Here is a 19,141-nt window from a genome sequence, read left to right as displayed (position 1 = left end):
CCTGTTCTAGACGTAACCAAGGCATGAGGAAACTAGCTGTAGTCTATGGGCTACAACTGGCACGGCTATTTATTTAGTTAGGTTTAAAGTTGGGAATTGTGGTTAAGCCGGGGCGGCATCCCTGGACAGCCAGTTTTGGAAGATTTCATCACGCCCATCGTCACCGCCAACCACACGGTAAATTCGTTGGCGATCGCCAGTTCCATCTCTACGGAGATACTTCAGTTTCAGCCCTATCTTCTTCAGCAGTCGCCGTAAGATGACGATGGGGCTGTCAAGATCATTGAGGGTAATCCCCAGAACTGTTTTGATTTGCCACTTCACAGATAGGGCATTATTAGCCATCTGCACCAAATCGTCATCAGTCCCCCTTAGCTCCCGGTCATTGGCGATAAAGTTGGGGAGATTGAGCATTTCTAAAGCATGAATCACTAAACCCAGTTGACCACCGTTAAAATCTGGTAGCCATGCGCTCTTAGAGGCGAGCATTTTTTCGCCCAGCTTGCGATCGCGCGACTCTACAAACTCTCTGCCTATTGTGAGAAAGTAACACAGCCTCAGTTGTGGGTAATAGCCAGCGTCGTCCTTTTTCACCAGTTCTCTTGTAACTTCCACACCATAACGCTGCTGTAGCTTGTATTTACGCTCAATGTAACGTTCTGTTTGGGTCTTAGTCCGTTGCTGCTGTAGTGCCTCATATTTAGCTGGTGTCATGTGGCTAGTGTCAGCCGCCGAAATCTCCTGACATTCAGCATCATAAGTTTCATGGGTCTGGGCGGTGATTTCGTTTTTTAATGTGCCTAGTGTTTTGTTGTCATGGACATCGATAATGTTGTGGCCTTCGTTGTCTAATTCCTCTAACACTGTTTGACGGAAATTAATCATGCCGGCATTGATGCGGCAGGCCATCTTTGCCCAGACGTTGAGGGCAGTACGGTTAATGTTAATTTCGTCACTGCTAATCACTAAGGACATATCTTGCAGCAATCTCAAATTAGCCTTAAAACATTGATGCTCACTGGCTAGGAGTGATTTCAGGTTCATAGCTCCGTTGCCAATCTTCCCAAGTCCATGACGGGCAACCCACAGATGGCGCGGTACATCCTCACGTACACGGGCTAGAGCTTGACGAGTGGCATTTTCTGGGGCAACCCCCTGGAAGCACCCCCAAACGCTCGTAAAATGCCCTCTAATGTCAATGCTGACCCCTGTGCCGATGGATGGGGAAGCCAGTACAATATCGTAGTCCCACAGCACCTTATTGAGTCGCTCAATACAGCCATAAGCGGCGTGTTCTGGGTCGGCAATGCTTTCAGAGTCAATGCGAAGTATTTTGAGGTTGGGGAATTGTTTCTTTAACCTAGCCTCTAAAACTTTCGTTCCCCATTTGGATTTAGCTTTTTGGCAGTCAACGGCAATAAACGGCTTACCCCCTGCTTTGATGTCGGCTTCCAGGGCAGCTAGCCAGTTCACCGGGGTGGTTTGTTTGTAGTGGTAAATGTTCCAGGGTTGACCCTTCCAGGTGTTGACCACCACCCAAGGGGTAACTTTGGTTTCTGCTAGACCCATGACTGTTTCTGCTGATAAATCCGATAAATCAGCATCAGCCACGATGACTCTACCACGTCCTGGAGCAAGGGCATTTTTAAATAATTGTGACAATTGGTTAAGAACTTCTACCCGATGTTTTTTCACTTCTGTGTTGGCAGAGAGCAAATGCCAGATTACCTGCTCGGATTCGTCAATGATGACTAAGGGTTCTTTCCAATTGGTAGCGTTAAATCTGGCTTGTCCATTGGGGTGTAAACTATCTACACATAACGCAAAGCCGAATAAAATCCCCGTTTCGCTGTTTCTGACTTCGGTGATGTAGGGGATGCCTAACCTGTCGGCGATCGCTTGGGCTAACTGTACCCTGTGGGATAACAACAGCACCGGTTGACCGTTGGCGATTGCCTCAGCAACGATGGCAGCAAAGGATTCAGTTTTACCTGTGCCTTTGGGGGATTTGAGCAAAATCAGCTTGGCGGCTTTGGGGATGGGCAATTCACCCAGGTAACGCTGATTCAGGATGAGTGCTGCTTCATAAGACAGTCGGCTGTAGCCTTTAACCTGCCATTGTTCTAAAGTTAGTGCTTGTGAGATGACATCAACAGCGACAGCTGACCCTCTGGCAACAATCAGGTCATCAATGCCTTTTTCTGGGTAACTCCAATCTGTAACTAGAACTTGACAGCCATACTTGGTTAACAGCTTTGTGGTTTGGGCGATCGCAATATTCACCCGTTGGATGGTTTCGGGTTTGGTGTCGTGGTCAAAGCAGATGGTGAATTTACGTCCCAGGGTGGCGAAGTGTTGCAGGTCTGGGATTAGATGTTTTTCCCCTGTGGGATGCCCCAATTCATCTTTAGGATTACGGTAGCCACCGTTTACCCCAGGTAGCGCAATCGCCGCATAACCCAAAGTCAGCAATGCCCCGGCTTTTTTCGCCCCCTCACAAATCACCACAGGGATGTTGTACTGCCAAACCCAATACCAGAAGCCTAATGCTCTATCCTCATCGCTAATGGGTTTGTCATACCGTGCGGCCACACTCTCCCAGATGTCATCCGGTACGGCCAAGAAAAATGCCCGTGTTGGCACTCGCAACGGATGTTCATATTTGATGACTTTATCAACTTTGTTCGGGTCGCGCCTGGGGCGGTCGGGTTTCATGCAGCCCCATTGCATCGGGCTGTAATCGTGGAGTGGGTCAACGCCGTTGCACCACCAGGAAAGTCCTTCGATGTGGTGATACTTCTTCAGTACGCCGTCTCTGAGTCGTCCATCGTTACGGCGGGGGACGTTCTGACCATAGAACAGGTAATCGTAGGCGACTGTGCCTGATACGGAAACAACGTTTAAGGTAATAATTTCTGGGTCAACGGCACTGGCTAACCATTCATGCCAGTGGGTTGCTTCTATATAAGATGGGCGGGATGTTGTCTCGAACCCCCCCATAACTTCATGTGGTTGAAGTGCGTAGTTGCTATTTATCACAGATGTACCCTCAAATAACTGGTTTTTCAGCATTTGGAGGGGGTTATCGCACTGCTACACCTGATATCTATGAGATTTACTGTTTTGCTGGTTTTAACAATTTTTTTTTGATTGTCCAAAAAAATTGTTAAATTTTAATCCCAAAATTTCCCAGTGAAAATATAGAAATTTTCACAGCAACTCATATAATATGAGTAAGCAGCGCGGAACAATCTCTGTTGCCAATTCAGTGGTGTAGCTTCCAACTAACAAGCCACTTCTTTGGTTTTTGAGAGATAAACCCCGCTCTTAGATATTCAAATATTTAATTTTTCAGTCGGGCAAAGCGTTTACGGTTTAGTACGCTTTGTCTTTTTTATGTTTGGCGTTGTTCTATCTGTACCTCCGTTAAACGTTTCATTTAAGCAATAGCTCGATTTTACAGAAGTTTTTGTCTTCTGTAACTTGGTATTAGTTTGATTTTTTACTTTACATTTCTCCATATTTTTTACTGATTATTTTGTTTGGAACTAGCCGGAGGGCTATCGTTTGTCTCCTCGCCATGCTCAAACCATAGTCTGAGTGCCTCTTCTAAAGCTTCACTTTGAGTCACATCCCTCTCTGCACAAAGAGCTTTGAACTTTTTGTACATTGCTGTAGGTATGTGGCCACTTAGTTGCCGATAATCTTCGCTTCTTCGCCGATCAACCATCCAATCTAAATAACTCATTCTCTCCTAATTTGCCTCCATGACATCTAATTGTCTAGTAATTTTAATATTGTGTTGACACAATGTCGTGACAAAGATAATATATCAGGTATAAGGCAGAAATGCCAAACCAATAATAAATCTGTGTTAGCTGGTGAAAATGCCGCAGAAATTCTATTGGCTACCACGTTAATGCAGAGGTAATCAAAACCAAGGCAGCAAGCCTATTTCAGAAGCTTGTCAATTGAATATTTTGAGGATAAAACCCTATGACAGAATTGGCAGTCATGCCCTTTAATGCCACCATTGGGCAAAAGGGTACACTCACCCTCATTGCTGGTTATGACCTCGGTAATTCCGGCGTGAAATTCTTTACGTCAGACCAAAAAATCAGATTTCCCAGTTATTTAGAGAATTGCTACTACCGTCCAACCGAGCTACCAACAGAGGGTTATGTAGAGTACCTAGAAGGAGATGCCATCACCAAACTCGACTACAAACAGTGGTTGTCAGGCTATGCCGCATACGACGCAAACCCCAAAAACCACCTGCGAGTCACCGACGATGCCACCGCCAAAGTCACCCAATCCCTCAAACACCTATTAGCAGCACTTTCTTACTATCCCTATAAGCCAGTAATTAACTTAATTATCTGTGCCTCCTTGCATGAGCGAGGAGATTTAGAAGAGCAGTTAATTGGTGCGATTGCAGGTAAACACATCGTCAAATTTGGTGGCAAGCCCATACCAACAACAGTCAACATCCACGTTTTAAAAGTTTACGACGAAGGACACGCAGCCATCGCCGCCAATGTTCACCAACTAGACACGGCATCACCGTGCCAAAACGGGAAAATTGTACGCTAAGGGTGAAACCTATATTGCATAAGCATTTCAGCGATACTTATTTTCCTTAACCCGTAAAGGGCGCAACTTGTCAAAACTAGTCGCCTGCTTCAAATTCCACACATAATCGCCAGTGAGATTGATATGCTCCCACCCCAATGGCGACAAATGTTGCAAATATTCTTCACTGATATCCAATCCCTGTTGTTTCAAATAATCCACGGCTTTTTCTAAGTACACCGTATTCCAAAGAACAATAGCAGCAATAACCAAATTCAAACCACTGGCCCGATAAAACTGATCTTCGTAAGAGCGATCGCGTACTTCCCCCAGCCGATTAAAAAACACCGCTCTTTTCAGGGTATGTTTCGCCTCACCTTTATTTAGGCCCGCCGTCGCCCGTCGCCGCAATTCTGGACTCTGCAACCATTCCAAAGTAAACAAAGTCCGCTCAATCTTTCCCAACTCCCGCAAAGCTAAAGCTAAACGATTCTGGCGAGGATAAGAAGCTAATTTCCTCAACATCAAAGAAGCTGTCACCGTCCCCGTCCGAATTGAGCTAGCAAGACGTAGAATCTCATCCCAAGACTCTTGAATCAATTTCACATTAATCTTGTCGCCTAACAAGGGGTAAAAGTAGCGAAGAGAGAATTTGCCGCCACGCAATGGCTGAAAAGCATATCTAGAAAGCATTTCAGAAAAAAAAGCTAATTTACCTACCAAAACTGTTATGTTATTGGAGATACCAGTAAATTATTTGAATTCTTGTAACCTTTGATTAACTTCATTGATGTCGAAGGTATCTGGATTAAAGCTTTCACCTACCCACTCCATCCTCTCTTCGTATTCTGGATGTGACGGTGAAGTAATAATTTCCAGTAACTCTGCATAGCCCCAAGAACCACCACAATCTTCAGGAGGACAAGCACGCTTCCCAGTGATACATATGGGGTAGTTTGTATTAGGAGTTGATGGTAGTTCTTTTTCTACCAAAATTTCGTGTTCCCAGCTATCTCCAAAATCGTAAGTGTAAGAAAATTTGAACTTCTCACTCTTAACCACCTGACTTAGCTTTACAGTCTTTTCTGAACGCACATTAAACTCTCTTTGAGTTTGACCATAATCAATGCCAGCAATGGAAAATTGGTGCATATGATAGTTATCCCAGCCCATTACCTCTTGCACAATCAGATGTAGCTGTTCAAGCGTCGTCGAACTTAATACCTGTATCCTTCTCCAAATAGGGGGTCGAATGTTCTTGAGGGTGATTTTGAGTTGGTAAACGGTTTGATTACTTGCAGATTTTTTTGAAGCCATAGTTGCTTGCTCAAGATTAGATATCAAATTTGTCTGATTGTCCTTAGCTGCATTTGACGAAAGTCGATGTCGTTTGACAATATCTAAGACCGTTGTTTTCGATAGATGTAGCGAAGCAGCAATTTTGCGGTAGGAGTAACCAGTTTGCACCATCTGCAAAACTTTGGGGGCTAACTTGTCTGCTTTCACCCGTTGTCCCGGTTGCCTGCCAAATTTTTGACCTCGTGCTTTAGCCGCCGCCACCCCCGAACGCACTCTTTCTCGCACCAAATCCCGTTCAAATTCAGCCAAGGATGCCATTAAATGAGCAATTAGCCTGCCTTGTGGTGTATTCAAATCAAATTGCAATCCAGTTTGAGCAATTAAGGAAACACCCCAACTATGGAGTGACTGCAACGTCTCAATCAGGTCAATGGTGCTGCGTCCCCAACGGGTCATCTCCGTTACCAGAATGGCATCAATTTTATGACTTTGAGCTAACGCCATCACAACAGATCGCTCGGTACGGCTATTTTTAGTCCCAGAAATTGTTTCCTTCCAAACTCCAACCACTTGATAGCCACTCAAGGCCGCATACTCTACTAAGTCCCGTTCTTGTCGCTGACAGGACTGATCAGTTGTAGAAACTCGGCAATAAATGGCAACTCTTTGTACCAATTAAACCCTCTGGATTTTGTCGGTCTCAAACCCGTACTGCACTGTTCAATTTTAGTGTATCAAATAACTTATACTTTAGCTGATACGATAATTAGATAAACTTTTGTATCCTATGACTAGGGTGAGGAACGGTAAGGAGTGAAACGTCAATGGGATGCAGAAGAACTGGTAGAAAATTTTACGCTCCTGCCAACAGAAATGGCACTGCTGTCAAATAAAAGTGAGGAAAATCGCTTGGGCTTTGCTGTGCTACTGAAATTCTTCCAGATGGAAGCAAAATTCCCCCGCACCAAACAGGAAGTTCCCAAACAGATTGTTTCTTACATTGCGAGACTTCTCTCCGTATCGCCAAAACAATATGGTGAATACTCGTTTCATGGACGCACTATTGAACGTCATCGCGCTGAAATCCGTGAATTCTTTGGTTTTCGAGAATTCAACCCACAAGACAAAACAGAACTGATTGCTTGGTTGTGCGAATTTGTCTTGGCATACGACCGTCAAGCCTCCTCATTAGAAGCAGCAGTGTATCAACGTTTACGGGAGTTAAAGTTAGAACCACCAATACCCGAAGCGGTAGAACGGCTGATTCGGTCTGCGGTCGTCACTACTGAAAAAGAATTCTGTGCTGGCATCTTCAACCAAATTGAATCAGAAACGCTGACCAAAATGGATGCCCTTCTCAATACTCAAGATGCTCTAGATGATGACCAGAGCCAATTTAAACAGTCGGTCTTCAATTTCCTCAAAACAGACCCCGGTCGTACCAGTCTCAAGAGTATCTTCAAAGAAGTCTCCAAACTTGAATGTATCCGGGATTTGGGACTACCGACCAAACTGTTTGCTAATGTTCCCCCCAAAATTATTACTCACTACCGTCGGCGGGCTAGCGCAGAAACACCCCGCGAACTGCGTCGTCATCCTGCGAAAATTCGCTACACATTAGTGGCAGCCTTCTGCTGGCAACGCAACCAAGAGATTACCGACAGTTTGGTGGAGTTGCTCATTCAAATTATCCACCGCATTTATGTTAATGCCGAACGGCGGGTGGATAAACAACTTATTGAGGAATTTAAACAGGTGGATGGTAAGCCACGCTTGTTATTTGAAATTGCTCAAGCTTCACTCGAACGTCCAGAAGAACCTGTTAAGGATGTTGTTTACCCAGTAGTTAGCCCGAAAACACTGCAAGCGGTAGTCAAAGAATATAAATCTAACAGTCCTACATATGAGGAAAAGGTTTACACAGTGATGCGTTCATCATATCTGCATCACTATCGGCGCATGGTTCCTCAACTGCTATCCACACTAGAGTTTCGCTCTAATAATGATATGCACCGCCCAGTAATTTCTGCTTTGTCATTGCTTAAAAGATACCAATCCAGCAATCAGCGATACTATGCAATCGGTGAGGAATTGTTCATCAATGGTGTTCTCTCCAAGGAGCAACGCCACCTGATTTTGGAACAGGACAAGGATGGGCAGGAACGGGTAAATCGGGTCAATTATGAAATATGCGTGCTACAGGCACTGCGAGATAAGCTGCGCTCCAAGGAAATTTGGGTAGTTGGGGCTAAACGCTACTGTAACCCAGAAGAAGACTTGCCCCAAGACTTTGAAGTACATCGAGAAACCTACTACTTGGCTTTAGGGCAACCATTAGATGCTCTCACTTTTATCAGCCAACTCCAGCAGGAAATGACTCAGGCTTTAACAATGCTGGATAAAGGAATGCCCAGCAATACTAAAGTCAAGATTCAAAAGAAGAAAAATGGCTGGATTAGCGTCTCTCCTCTAGAAGCACAGCCAGAACCACTCAATATCTTGCAACTTAAACGTGAGATAGAAAGACGCTGGCCCCTGACCAGTTTGCTGGATATGTTGAAAGAAGCCGACCTGCGGATTGGTTTTACTAATCATTTCAAGAATACGGGTGTGCGTTCTAACCTAGACCGAGAAACCCTACAACGACGATTGTTGTTGTGTTTGTATGGATTGGGTAGTAATACTGGACTCAAGCGTATGTGCGGAGGAATTAACAGTGACTTAGAGTATGATCTGCGTTATGTCAAAAAGCACTACATTCACCGAGAACACTTGCGTAATGCTATCGCAGAAGTTGTAAATGCTACTTTCAATGTTCGTAAGGTAGCAATTTGGGGAGAAGGTACGACAGCGTGTGCTAGTGATTCCAAAAAGTTTGGCTCGTGGGATCAAAATTTGATGACAGAATGGCATATCCGCTACGGAGGTCGGGGAGTGATGATCTATTGGCACGTTGAGAAAAAATCTGCCTGCATCTACTCTCAGCTTAAGACTTGTTCTTCTTCGGAAGTGGCAGCAATGATTGAGGGTCTTCTACGGCATTGCACTGATATGAAAGTAAAGAAAAACTATGTAGACACCCACGGTCAAAATGAAATTGCCTTTGGCTTTTGCCGTTTACTGGGCTTTGAGTTGATGCCTCGGATCAAGCGCATCGGCTCCCAAAAGTTATATCTACCAAGTGCTGGACAAAAACAAGATTTTCCTAATTTACAACTTGTACTGACTAAAGCGATTGATTGGGAACTGATTCGCCAGCAGTATGACCAGATGATTAAATATACTACTGCTTTACGTTTAGGAACGGCGGAAGCAGACACGATTTTGAAACGTTTTAGCCGTTCTTCTCCTCAACATCCAACACAAAAGGCACTTTCTGAGCTAGGTAGAGCAGTGAAAACTATATTTCTGTGTCACTACCTCAACTCTGAGGCTTTACGACGTGAGATTAATGAAGGGCTGAATGTGGTGGAAAACTGGAATAGTGCTAATGGTTTTATTTTTTACGGCAAAAACAGTGAAATTGCTACTAACCGCCTAGATGAACAAGAATTATCGGTTTTGTGCCTCCATTTGCTGCAAATCAGCCTTGTTTACATCAATACGCTGATGATTCAAAGGGTTTTAGCAGAAGCCACTTGGATGAAGCAGATGAGACAAGAAGATTTCCGGGCGTTATCACCGTTGATTTGGGTACATGTTAACCCTTACGGCACTTTTCGACTGGATATGAACGAGCGATTACAAATTGATGCTGCGTCTCCTTGATTTTTTTTTCTGAAACCTAATCTGGGTAAGATTTTCAGCCGTCGCGTGGCGGCAAATTCTCTCTTCGCTACTTTTACCCCAAATTATAAAAAGCTCCTCTAAAGTAATGATGACTTTAGCAGCTATAGCCACCAAGTTTCTAGAACGTCCAGGACTAGCCAAAAGTACTCTGCGTTCATATCAGTCTACGATTATCCCCTTGCTCAAGGAGTACGGTCGATGGTCAATAGAAATCATCGACAGACAAGTTTTGATGGAATATCTCAATCATTTAACTGATGTTTCCTATACGACCCACCACCGTCATCAAGCCGTAATCACGGCTTTGTTCAGTTTTGCTGTTGATATGGGATATCTCAAATCCAATCCTGTTGCGGGACTCACAAGACGTAAACCCAGTCGAGAACAAGGAGAACACGCTACAGATGAGGCTGTGCGTTACCTTACTCCATACCAATTAAGTATCCTGTATCGTGTCATCAAACAAGATGTTCGTTTGTCTGCATTAGTGCGTTTGTTGCATACCAGTGGCGCTAGGATTGCTGAGGTACTAGCTCTAAATTTAGATGACATAGACCTCAAAGCCCGGAAATTTCAGGTTGTTGGGAAAGGCAACAAGCAACGGTGGTGTTTTTACAGTGAAGTAGCTTCTCAAAGTCTAAATCAGTACATTGAATATTATAGACATCCTAAGTATCCAGCACTGTTTACTGCTCAACAGCCAAAGACTTTGGAAGTATCCCGCCTTTCTTACCGCATGGCGCATAAATCCTAGATTAAGCTCATCAGAGATAGTCCTGAACTCCAATTCATTCGTATTCACGACCTACGGCACACTTTTGCTACAGAGCGAGTGGGATTAATGGGGATTGAAGAACTCAGGGCGCTCATGGGGCATGAAAGCATTCAGACAACATTACGGTATCAAAAAGTAACGTCACAACGTGCAGAAGTTGTGGCACAATTGGCGTTAAAGAACCTACCTACTTTTTCTGAATAATTTTAGATATAACTCACTAAGTGTGATAATAAAAAAATACTTTTGCTAAAACATACCATCCTTGGTGCAAAGAATACATACTACTCTGCACCAACAAAATAAGGATAATCAACCACTCAGACAAAGCATCAGCCATCGCACTGAAAAACAATAAAACAAGATTATCCATCAAGTGACGATAAGGGAATTATGGAATATTACGTAGTTGAAACATATTGCCATCAATTGAGATGCTTTTTATACAAGATAAAAAGAAGTGTTACCAGTCATGACAGCGTTATTTTGATTTCAGATAGCTATGAGTGTTGCAAAGAGTTTGTTAAATCTCAAAACTAGCCAAGTTACGAAAAAGGAATTACAGCTAATGGAAGAATACAAGGGTTACAATATCAAGATTTTTTGGGATCAAGAGTGCTTTAGCTGGCTTTATGATATTTATGCTGCTGGGGTAGAGCAACCTATTGCGAAGAGTTGGGAAAGTTTTGAGCTTGAGAGTGAATGCCTAGAAGCAGCTAAAAAGCGGATCAACGAATTTGTGCTTGCAGCCAACTAACAAAACAGGAATTTTGACTATGCACCTAAACGAAGCAGAGAAAATTGATATTGATGCAGCATTAGCGCAAATAAAATGCTATTTAGATACTTTTGGAGAGCATATAAGTTGCCTTGATTACTCGATTGAATGTTTAGAAAAACGATGAACAGTGTAAACCTTTCCAGCAATTTGGTATTGTAAAGTTTTATGTTTCTCCACACTTTCACCCAAATGGATACATTGAAATTGTGGATGAAGTCGGCGACACAATTCTTTTCGGCAACGCAGTTAAAGGGATTCAGAAAGCGAAAACTTTTTAGTTGACTTTGTGAGTTGAAAAGGGAATTATGCTTCATTTAATAGTCGAAGTTAGAGAAGATGACCTTCAAGAAAACCATTAAGGCAGGGTAAATATGTCTAAAAATATAAGTATTAGTATTTTTGAGAATCTTATAGGCTGAAAGTTATTCATAGCAGTACTTTCAGCCTATCTTGCCTCTGCTGAAAGCTTCGCTGTATTTACGCCAAATTACACCTACAGGAAGCTCAATCTCACTTACGGGTGTTATTGAAAAATGGGTGGCTAAGATGCTTATGGAGGAAGGCTTTTAGCCTTAGCGTACAATTTTCCCGTTTTGGCACGGTGATGCCAATTATTAAAAACCATTTGTTGAAGCGGGAGAGATTTCCGCAATCACCCCTGGAACACCCCGCAATCACCCCGTAATCATCCCTGTAATATGTTTTGGTTTTTTCAAAGGGGTGATAAATTTTTCTCCTCAAATACCCCGCAATCACCCCGTAATCACCCCGTAATCACCCCTCAAATACCCCTAATCTTATTTCAGTGGTTCAATAGTTAATTCAAACACTTTATATTACTGAGGAACAACATTTAAATCAGTGAACAGTCAACAGTTAGTGGTTTTTGTAGTGCTTATGTAGTGTAGTGGTAGTAAACAAAGGTGCTGTGAACGCGATTTTTTGGTGATTTGGCTGCCGAATTGAAAAAAACTTTCCGCCAAAGATGGCGTATTGTGCGTCAATTTTTTGTGGATTTCAGCCGTTTTCTATGAGTCGAGAAATTGGTGAAAATGGGGAATGTTGGGGTGCAGTGGGGAATTACTGGGATTAATTGGGTTAGATTGGGTTAAATTGAGTTAATGAGAATATAGTCAATAGAAACTGCTGAAAATTTCAAATTGGGGGAAATAGTGGGGACTATTGAAATTTGATGAGGAATATTTGGGATGAGTTGGGAGAGATTGGTAAGCATTGGGATGAGTCGGGTGAGTAACGCTTTTTCTGCAAGGGATTAGCCATTTTTATGATGATGTCTGTGCTAAAAGTCTTGAAAACTCGTTGCTCAGTTTCTATTGGGATGATTTCGCAATAAACATATCTAAAATTTTTAGGTAACTCTTCAAGATGTCTATCGATAAAAAGGAACTGGTACGACGCGTTTCTAAACGCTTAACCAAAGGTAGTGGCACAGTTGAAGAAATTCTTGATGCCACTATAGAAGAAATATATGAATCACTCAAGCAGGGGGACAGTGTTTCTCTACGAAACTTTGGTACTTTTTATGTCAGAACAGGGCGAGAATGTTGGGTGTTTAAGTTCAATCCCTCACAACGGTTACGTCAAGCGTTTGGTTGGTCGTCAACTCATAAATCCAAGTCCTAACATGATTTGAAGATGATATTTCTGCCGTGCAGTCAAGTTGTGGTCAACTTCAAGCCTGATAAAATCAAGAGCGAAAAATTTGAGTCTTTGATCAGCCAGGGGGCAAGCTATGCAAGTAAAGAGCGAAGTTACAATTAAATTTAGTGGCTCACTGCCTGAAGCTAAACCAGCAGAGAACAAAAAAGTTGAAGTCTCGCTGACTGACCAGAACGGTGTAGTATTTACTGCTCTGATCAACGCGAAAAGTTGGCGCAAGGCAGAAACTAACACGTCTGAATTTGCTGACTGGGCGGGTGCTATATCTGGTAAGCTTGGTCAACGAACAGAAAATGGGTTTGAGGTAGTTGATGCTGGGCTTCAAATCTTTGAAAAAAAGGTGAAAGAGCCTAAACCAGATGCAGAGGTGGCCGTAGCTGAAGCTGCCGCAGCTTCGTAGATTTGTAGACAGCATTTAACAACAAATTTCTACCTCTGCAATGAAATGTGTGTAGAGGTAGAAGCACTTTTAATTGCCAATTCCACTTTTTTCTAACAACGTAGAAGCAATAATTTTCGTCCTAGATTCCACGAAATAGCCCAAAGGTGGAATGGTGCATGAATTATGAACCTTAACAATAAGCTAACGGTCACTTAAAGGATAAAGTGACCGTTTTTAAAGGATAAAATGGCCGCAGAACAGAACCTATGGCAGAAGCGTAGTTGAAAAGATTGAATGTGTTAGCGTTCGCGCAGCGTGTCGCTTTGCGACTCAGCTTAACGAAGTTATCGCTTGTAAAATATGGCGAAAGTAGGGCGAGGCAAAAATAAGCATTGCAAGTTTTTAGGGCAGCTACTTTATCCTTTAATTCCGGCCATCTTTTCCTTTAAGTGGCAATAAAATTAAGCTTTTTCAGGATTATAATTGACAATTTATCTTAGCCGCCACATTCTAATTGCCCCATCTGCATGACCACTAACTAAAATTTGTTGATTATGGCTAGGATGAAATGCTAATGATTTAACTTCTGCACGGAAATCACTCGCAAAAGAACAAACTTTTTTAGCTGCAAGAGAAGATGAGCTATTACTTAGTTGCCAAAGCGTGATATATCCTATTCCATGACCACAAGCTAGAGTTTGACTATCCGGGCTAAAGGCAAGAGAGTGAATAAACGAACCATAAAACTTGCTACCAACTCTGATGCGAGAAAGTTCTCTTCCTGTAGCTACATCTACTAAGCAGATGATCCACCTCTTACCGAGAGAATATTTTGTGGAGGCTAACAATTGTCGCCTATCATATGACGCATTTGGGTCGATAAATTTAGCTCCAAAAAATGCCGAAAATGCATCCAGAACTTTAATCCCCGAAATCTTTGGGATGGATAGAACGTCAACCCAGGATGTTTTATATACAGACCCAAATCCTTCAACTTGTTCTAATGCAACAGCAACCATTTGACCATCAGGACTAAATGCAAGATTACCAATACAACCTCCTGTTCTTCGGAAATCTAGAGAGATTTGCTGGTTTGCAGCAACGTCACATAATAAAAGTCTGTCATAGTCACCAATTACTTTAGCGAGGATTCGTCCATCTGGGCTAAATTGAGTAAGGCGATAATCATGTATTGGCTCAAACGGAGCTGACAAGGACGGAATATCAACTTGAATGTAGTTTTTTTTATTCCATATTCTTGTAGGAAAATTAGTTTCTCTTCGCTGAAAACTAACGAGTGTCTGAAAATCAGGACTAAGAGCAATACTCCAGTGAGCATCCACATTTTCAGCAATCTTTTGTGTTCTTTGCTTTGTTTCTATATCCCAGAGCCAGTCTCTTCCTGCTAATGTTTTTCCATCTTCACTGAAACCGAAAAAAAAATCATCATTAAAGGTATGTAGTTCTTCCCCTGTGGCAATGTTCCACAATTTGACCCATTTTTCGATGGAGCCATTATCTCTAAAAATAGATAAAGTACTAGCTAGTAATTCCCCATTAGGGCTAAAAGCAACTTTTTCAACACAATTGACGAAAGGGGTAGAGGGATATCCAACTTGATAAGCTCGTGCAGTACCCGTACCAGCATCAAGCATTGCTCCAAGTAAATCACGGTTGAGAGTCCTGAAAAAGTTAGAAGAGTCCTCAGACTTTTGAGGAATTACACCACTACCAAAATTCCCTAGTATAAATAGGTACGTATTAAAGCGCGAATTATCTTCTGCATATTGTAAAAAGTATTCAGAAGAATCAACATAATCTGCAATAACTTGCACGCACTGCCAAGCTTGATAACGACTCTTTCCAACCATACTTAGAACTTCCCCTTAACCTAACTGCCACCTTAAATACAACAATGGTTTTCAAGCTTAATTTCCGAATACGCAGCTATTTCTGCTTAATGTCGGCTTTAAATTCGTACTCATGCAGCAGATCGTCGAAATATTGTATGTGTCGTTTGATCCCACCCTCGACGGCTTTGATTACATTCTTTAGTTTGGTTGAATCTCCATCGTAGTGAGTCAGTACCGGACGAATAGAATCTTGGAAATGATTCACCTCTAATTTTGCGTGCAAGCTCAACCAAATCGGATGCTTCATACCATGAGCATCAAAGTAAGATTGCATAATTCTGGCATTTCGGATTGACACGCACAATTCCCGACCACTCAACGCAGCCAGGGCTTCGTAAAAATTGTCGCTCTCGTAGCCGAATTCATCGAAAAACGAACGTTCATAGGATGCAGTTGCGGCACTTGGTTGACTTGCCATAATTTCCGCATCACTCAATCCCAAATCGTAAAGAAATTCTGCGTACATCTCATTATGTCCATCTTGCAAGTCGGTAAAGGTGTGATCTGCCAAAGACATAATCGCGGATTTTTGGTCTGGGTCAATGCAACTGTCAGCTTTGACGATGCACAAGCCGAACCATCTATGCAGCCGATCCCGCCAATGATGGTATTGGAGAAAAGTATATTGCATCATTGGTGGAGTGATCGCTCCTGCTTTGAGCAGGCAAAAAAAGCGACTGCGATCAAGGACTTCGTTACAATAAGCGATTACTTGAGAACAAATTGCTGATTCTTGCGCTTTCACCGCAGGAGCCAGTTCTATGTCTCGATTTAAGCGGCTAGAGGTGTCAGTGATAGCAGGCTGCTCTTTCATAAACAATTTTCTAGTTGCGGGTTATGAATTCATGAAAGCAAGCTTAGGAAATTATGAATATGTTAGTAAGGTAATTTTAATCATATTAATATGACGTTTTAATTATATTATTGCGGGAAAATGACCCTTAAAATCTGGAATCAACTGGAAATGCGCCAGCTACAGTATTTTATGGAGCTTGTTGCAGAAACGGGCGAGCAAAAAAGCTTTAGTAAAGCGGCTGTTCGTTTAGATGTGGAGCAATCATACCTCAGCAAAACAATCGCTGCTTTGGAAGCGGCGTTGAGCGTGGAATTGTTTGATCGCTCTCGTCGCCCTCCGGTGCTAACGGTGGCAGGAAAGGTTTTTTTTACAGAGCTAAGAATTGCCATTACTGCGCTCGAACAGGCGGTGAAACACTCACAGGAAGCTAGCCGTGGCGAAATTGGCAAACTGGTGGTGGTGGTCAACACTGCGATCGCCAATAGTTTACTTCCCGACATTCTCAAAACCTTTCGCAATCGTTATCCGAAAGTGGAATTGGAACTGCGAGCAATGACGAATGAGGAAATGATGCAAGGACTACGAGATACCTCGATCAATGTTGGATTTGAACATCTGCCTAATCCTTATTCAGATGATTCAACTTTGAACTTTCTCCCGATTGTGCAAGAGTCTTTTGTGGTGGCATTACCAGAATCTCATCCCCTGGCGGCACTTGAGTACATTCCACTTGAAGCACTCAAGTACGAACATCTCATTTTGCCACCGCTTGATGCTGTACCTTCCTACAAAGTACTCTTATCACAATTCGAGCTTCGGGGATTCAAGGCAACATTGCTGGAAACGGTCAAAGCAACTTGGATGGTAATTAACCTCAGCTTAGTAGCAGCAGGCGCAGGTGTGTCAATTCTACCGGATAACGTACAAACGCTTCAACGTCAAGGAGTGGTGTACCGAGAGCTTCAAGATATTTCCTTTGCTCGACAAATTGCAGTGGTGTGGCGACGGGCGGATCTCAAGGATTTGTTACAGCCAGCACCAACCGATTCGATCTTGCTGCGCCAATTCCTCATAGTAGTTCAAGAGATAGCAAAACGTTGTGCATCGTCTGCCGATTAACGGAGTCACTGTGCCAAACGAGAAAATTGTAAGCTAAAAAATTTTCAAACCCCCACCGAGCAACAAAGGTATCCACCATTGGCTTCTGTAATCCTTTATAGATATAGCTTTGAAGTCAGTAAGAACTACCATTGCTTAGTTTTTTCTTACTGCTGCTGAATTCCATAATCAATGCCCTCATAGTGTTTATGAGGGCATTGATTATTATCTATGTCAGTTCTCAAGTGCGGAAACGTCTTTTATCCTGCTTTTGTAGGCCTAATCAGGGGCTAAAAGTGCAAAAAAAGATAAACTTCTTGTCCGACCTAAAAATTCGCTCTCTCAAATTTCAGGTTTCAAAGCTTAGTAGCGTCCGCGTCCACCGCCGCCACTATATCCCCCCCGTCCGCCACCAGATGAACCTCTATCTTCTTTGGGCTTGGCTTTGTTAACTTTGAGTCCACGACCCATCCATTCAGCACCATCAAGAGCTTCAATGGCAGCAGTTTCTTCAGCATCTGTTCCCATTTCCACGAAAGCGAAGCCTCTCGGACGGCCTGTTTCGCGGTCTTGTGGTACTTGAACCCGCTTTACAGTACCATATTCAGCAAAAACACCCTTAAGATCATCTTCTGTAACTTCATAAGAGAGGTTACCTACATAAATTGACATCGATTTTCTCCAAAATCATAAATTTGTAGAGATTTAAATTTCGGAGAGAAGCCTGTGAATACTAAAAACCAACACTGCCACCGAATTAACTCTCGTTTTCTAGAATGGCATAGAAGATAAATCTACGCATCCAGTAAATGGTTAATAGATGGTTAACCAGTGATGTGATGATGTGGGTGCAGTCGTCAACACTTGTAGCACGTTGAGTGATTGTAGGTATGGCTTACACTTGGATGCGATCGCTATTTGTCTGTTTCACCCTCAATCACTTGGGGCTTTTTTTTCGGAATTGGTTTAGGTAGAGGATTGCTGCTTAATTGTTCCTTTTTATATGGCCGATGCCCTTTGGGCTGAGTCTTTTTGGCAGATTGCTGGACTGTGGCTTTATCTTGTTTGGAGGCTTTGAGAAATCTGGGTGCAGTGTCTTGGGGTGGTGCGGTGAGTGCCACAAAACCAAATACATCACGCCCTGGTAGAAATTTTGCTTTGAGGGTGACAAACAGTGCGTGTCCTTGCTCAAGTTTTGGAATTTTGGGATTAAATCGGAAGGGTCTAACCGGCGCATCCTTCCAAAGCATTGGCACATGGCTAGCCTTCATGAATTTTACCTTTCGGGCTGGTTCGGCTTGCTTAATATATTCGAGTCTTTCACGGGTAAAGTTGCGGAACACAGAGATGCAGGGAGTTTGACAGACAGGAATAAACTGCCACAGTCCTGATAATTTAAACTCCAGGTCTTCTAACTCTCCTGAGATTGTCTCTTGGAATCGCCCTCTGTCAAAACCTACTAGCTGAAAAGCGATTTGATGGGGTTGTTCTCTGCGTGGAAAATGAATTGCCTTTGGATAAACTACTAAACGTTGAGTATGGTTGCCAGTAGTTTCTATTTCTTTTTTGAGAGCTTCAAATACTTTCAGTTTTCGCCCAATGTAGAAAAGTGGGTATTGATTTCGACCAATAGTAACAGTGCTGCTGCCTTCGGAATTTAGGTTTACCTCCCCTGTAATTACGCCAACAGCTTGAAACATCGCGCCTGAAGCTTCAATAGAATCTATTTGTGAAGCAGTATCAAGATGGACTTGTTCATTATCAGTTGGGGCTGACAGTGGAGAATCTGCCTCTAGCTCCGTTGTAGAAAGCTCTAGAGACTCTTGAGTTTTTTCCTCATCTTGATCTGCAAGAGGTTGGATAAACTGTAATTCAATATTAGTAGGCTTATTGGGCGTAGGCTCGGCAGATGCCATAATTGTTGTTTTTTTAAAATCGCGGTCTGATTCAATCTTAATGGTATGCACTGTGGGGAGCAAAGTTGTAAACATTAATATAGACATTCTGTAGACCAGAATCTACCATGTAGAAAAGCAGCATAATTGATGGCAGTAAG

General features: G+C 42.8%; 13 protein-coding genes and 3 pseudogenes. 7 read left to right on the top strand and 9 right to left on the bottom strand.

What is annotated here, in order from left to right; genetic code table 11:
* Positions 1–102: 102 nt before the first annotated feature.
* Both L6494_RS29620 and L6494_RS29615 read right to left on the bottom strand, forming a co-directional pair.
* Positions 103–3,072: a plasmid replication protein, CyRepA1 family gene (locus L6494_RS29620; protein ID WP_237997395.1), complete on the bottom strand. Its 2,970-nt coding sequence runs from the start codon at positions 3,070–3,072 to the stop codon at positions 103–105.
* 454 nt (positions 3,073–3,526) lie between these two features.
* A complete protein-coding gene (locus L6494_RS29615; protein ID WP_237997394.1) occupies positions 3,527–3,748 on the bottom strand; it encodes a ribbon-helix-helix domain-containing protein in 222 nt (73 codons plus the stop codon).
* A 248-nt stretch (positions 3,749–3,996) separates the two neighbouring features.
* Between L6494_RS29615 and L6494_RS29610 the strand changes: the two genes are divergently transcribed.
* Complete coding sequence (locus L6494_RS29610; protein WP_237997393.1) at positions 3,997–4,593, top strand: hypothetical protein; 597 nt, start codon at positions 3,997–3,999, stop codon at positions 4,591–4,593.
* 27 nt (positions 4,594–4,620) lie between these two features.
* On the opposite strand, the pseudogene L6494_RS29605 reads toward L6494_RS29610, so the two are convergent.
* From L6494_RS29605 to L6494_RS29595, 3 genes and pseudogenes are all read right to left on the bottom strand, one after another.
* A pseudogene (locus L6494_RS29605) lies at positions 4,621–5,202 on the bottom strand (Tn3 family transposase); the annotation flags it as partial.
* Positions 5,203–5,325: 123 nt separating this feature from the next.
* Positions 5,326–5,889: a plasmid pRiA4b ORF-3 family protein gene (locus tag L6494_RS29600; RefSeq protein ID WP_237996935.1), complete on the bottom strand. Its 564-nt coding sequence runs from the start codon at positions 5,887–5,889 to the stop codon at positions 5,326–5,328.
* 54 nt (positions 5,890–5,943) lie between these two features.
* Positions 5,944–6,546, bottom strand: a pseudogene (locus L6494_RS29595) (recombinase family protein); the annotation flags it as partial.
* Between the two features lie 138 nt (positions 6,547–6,684).
* Between L6494_RS29595 and L6494_RS29590 the strand changes: the two are divergent.
* From L6494_RS29590 to L6494_RS29570, 5 genes and pseudogenes are all read left to right on the top strand, one after another.
* A complete protein-coding gene (locus L6494_RS29590; RefSeq protein ID WP_237996429.1) occupies positions 6,685–9,639 on the top strand; it encodes a Tn3 family transposase in 2,955 nt (984 codons plus the stop codon).
* A 106-nt stretch (positions 9,640–9,745) separates the two neighbouring features.
* Positions 9,746–10,639: pseudogene (locus L6494_RS29585) on the top strand (tyrosine-type recombinase/integrase).
* Between the two features lie 298 nt (positions 10,640–10,937).
* Positions 10,938–11,192 (top strand): hypothetical protein, encoded by a 255-nt coding sequence (locus L6494_RS29580; protein WP_237997392.1) that lies wholly within the window; start codon positions 10,938–10,940, stop codon positions 11,190–11,192.
* Positions 11,193–12,602: 1,410 nt separating this feature from the next.
* Positions 12,603–12,860 carry an HU family DNA-binding protein gene (locus tag L6494_RS29575; RefSeq protein WP_237997391.1) on the top strand — a complete coding sequence of 86 codons (258 nt, stop codon included), beginning with the start codon at positions 12,603–12,605 and terminating at the stop codon, positions 12,858–12,860.
* Between the two features lie 109 nt (positions 12,861–12,969).
* On the top strand, positions 12,970–13,296 hold the full coding sequence (locus L6494_RS29570; RefSeq protein WP_237997390.1) for a hypothetical protein: 327 nt from the start codon (positions 12,970–12,972) through the stop codon (positions 13,294–13,296).
* Positions 13,297–13,769: 473 nt separating this feature from the next.
* Here the strand turns inward: L6494_RS29570 and L6494_RS29565 are convergent, their stop codons facing one another.
* Both L6494_RS29565 and L6494_RS29560 read right to left on the bottom strand, forming a co-directional pair.
* On the bottom strand, positions 13,770–15,149 hold the full coding sequence (locus L6494_RS29565) for a WD40 repeat domain-containing protein (RefSeq protein ID WP_237997389.1): 1,380 nt from the start codon (positions 15,147–15,149) through the stop codon (positions 13,770–13,772).
* Positions 15,150–15,225: 76 nt separating this feature from the next.
* On the bottom strand, positions 15,226–16,005 hold the full coding sequence (locus L6494_RS29560) for an iron-containing redox enzyme family protein (RefSeq protein WP_237997388.1): 780 nt from the start codon (positions 16,003–16,005) through the stop codon (positions 15,226–15,228).
* A gap of 120 nt (positions 16,006–16,125) precedes the next feature.
* On the opposite strand from L6494_RS29560, the gene L6494_RS29555 reads away from it, so the two are divergent.
* Positions 16,126–17,106: a LysR family transcriptional regulator gene (locus L6494_RS29555; protein WP_237997387.1), complete on the top strand. Its 981-nt coding sequence runs from the start codon at positions 16,126–16,128 to the stop codon at positions 17,104–17,106.
* Between the two features lie 342 nt (positions 17,107–17,448).
* Here the strand turns inward: L6494_RS29555 and L6494_RS29550 are convergent, their stop codons facing one another.
* Together L6494_RS29550 and L6494_RS29545 are read right to left on the bottom strand one after the other, a co-directional pair.
* The gene (locus tag L6494_RS29550; protein WP_237997386.1) at positions 17,449–17,757 is read right to left on the bottom strand and encodes an RNA recognition motif domain-containing protein; all 309 of its coding nucleotides are present in this window, start codon (positions 17,755–17,757) and stop codon (positions 17,449–17,451) included.
* A gap of 242 nt (positions 17,758–17,999) precedes the next feature.
* Positions 18,000–19,001: a hypothetical protein gene (locus L6494_RS29545; protein ID WP_237997426.1), complete on the bottom strand. Its 1,002-nt coding sequence runs from the start codon at positions 18,999–19,001 to the stop codon at positions 18,000–18,002.
* Positions 19,002–19,141: the final 140 nt, after the last annotated feature.

The organism is Nostoc sp. UHCC 0870, from assembly GCF_022063185.1.
Taxonomy (GTDB): Bacteria; Cyanobacteriota; Cyanobacteriia; order Cyanobacteriales; family Nostocaceae; genus Trichormus.
Note: the sequence above shows the minus strand (reverse complement) of the source record. Positions and strands in the feature narration are given on the sequence as shown.

Coding starts and splice junctions, on each gene's coding strand:
- L6494_RS29620 (WP_237997395.1), bottom strand. CDS start 3,072: ATGCTGAAAAACCAGTTATTTGAGGGTACATCTGTGATAAATAGCAAC.
- L6494_RS29615 (WP_237997394.1), bottom strand. CDS start 3,748: ATGAGTTATTTAGATTGGATGGTTGATCGGCGAAGAAGCGAAGATTAT.
- L6494_RS29610 (WP_237997393.1), top strand. CDS start 3,997: ATGACAGAATTGGCAGTCATGCCCTTTAATGCCACCATTGGGCAAAAG.
- L6494_RS29600 (WP_237996935.1), bottom strand. CDS start 5,889: ATGGCTTCAAAAAAATCTGCAAGTAATCAAACCGTTTACCAACTCAAA.
- L6494_RS29580 (WP_237997392.1), top strand. CDS start 10,938: ATGAGTGTTGCAAAGAGTTTGTTAAATCTCAAAACTAGCCAAGTTACG.
- L6494_RS29575 (WP_237997391.1), top strand. CDS start 12,603: ATGTCTATCGATAAAAAGGAACTGGTACGACGCGTTTCTAAACGCTTA.
- L6494_RS29570 (WP_237997390.1), top strand. CDS start 12,970: ATGCAAGTAAAGAGCGAAGTTACAATTAAATTTAGTGGCTCACTGCCT.
- L6494_RS29565 (WP_237997389.1), bottom strand. CDS start 15,149: ATGGTTGGAAAGAGTCGTTATCAAGCTTGGCAGTGCGTGCAAGTTATT.
- L6494_RS29560 (WP_237997388.1), bottom strand. CDS start 16,005: ATGAAAGAGCAGCCTGCTATCACTGACACCTCTAGCCGCTTAAATCGA.
- L6494_RS29555 (WP_237997387.1), top strand. CDS start 16,126: ATGACCCTTAAAATCTGGAATCAACTGGAAATGCGCCAGCTACAGTAT.
- L6494_RS29550 (WP_237997386.1), bottom strand. CDS start 17,757: ATGTCAATTTATGTAGGTAACCTCTCTTATGAAGTTACAGAAGATGAT.
- L6494_RS29545 (WP_237997426.1), bottom strand. CDS start 19,001: ATGGCATCTGCCGAGCCTACGCCCAATAAGCCTACTAATATTGAATTA.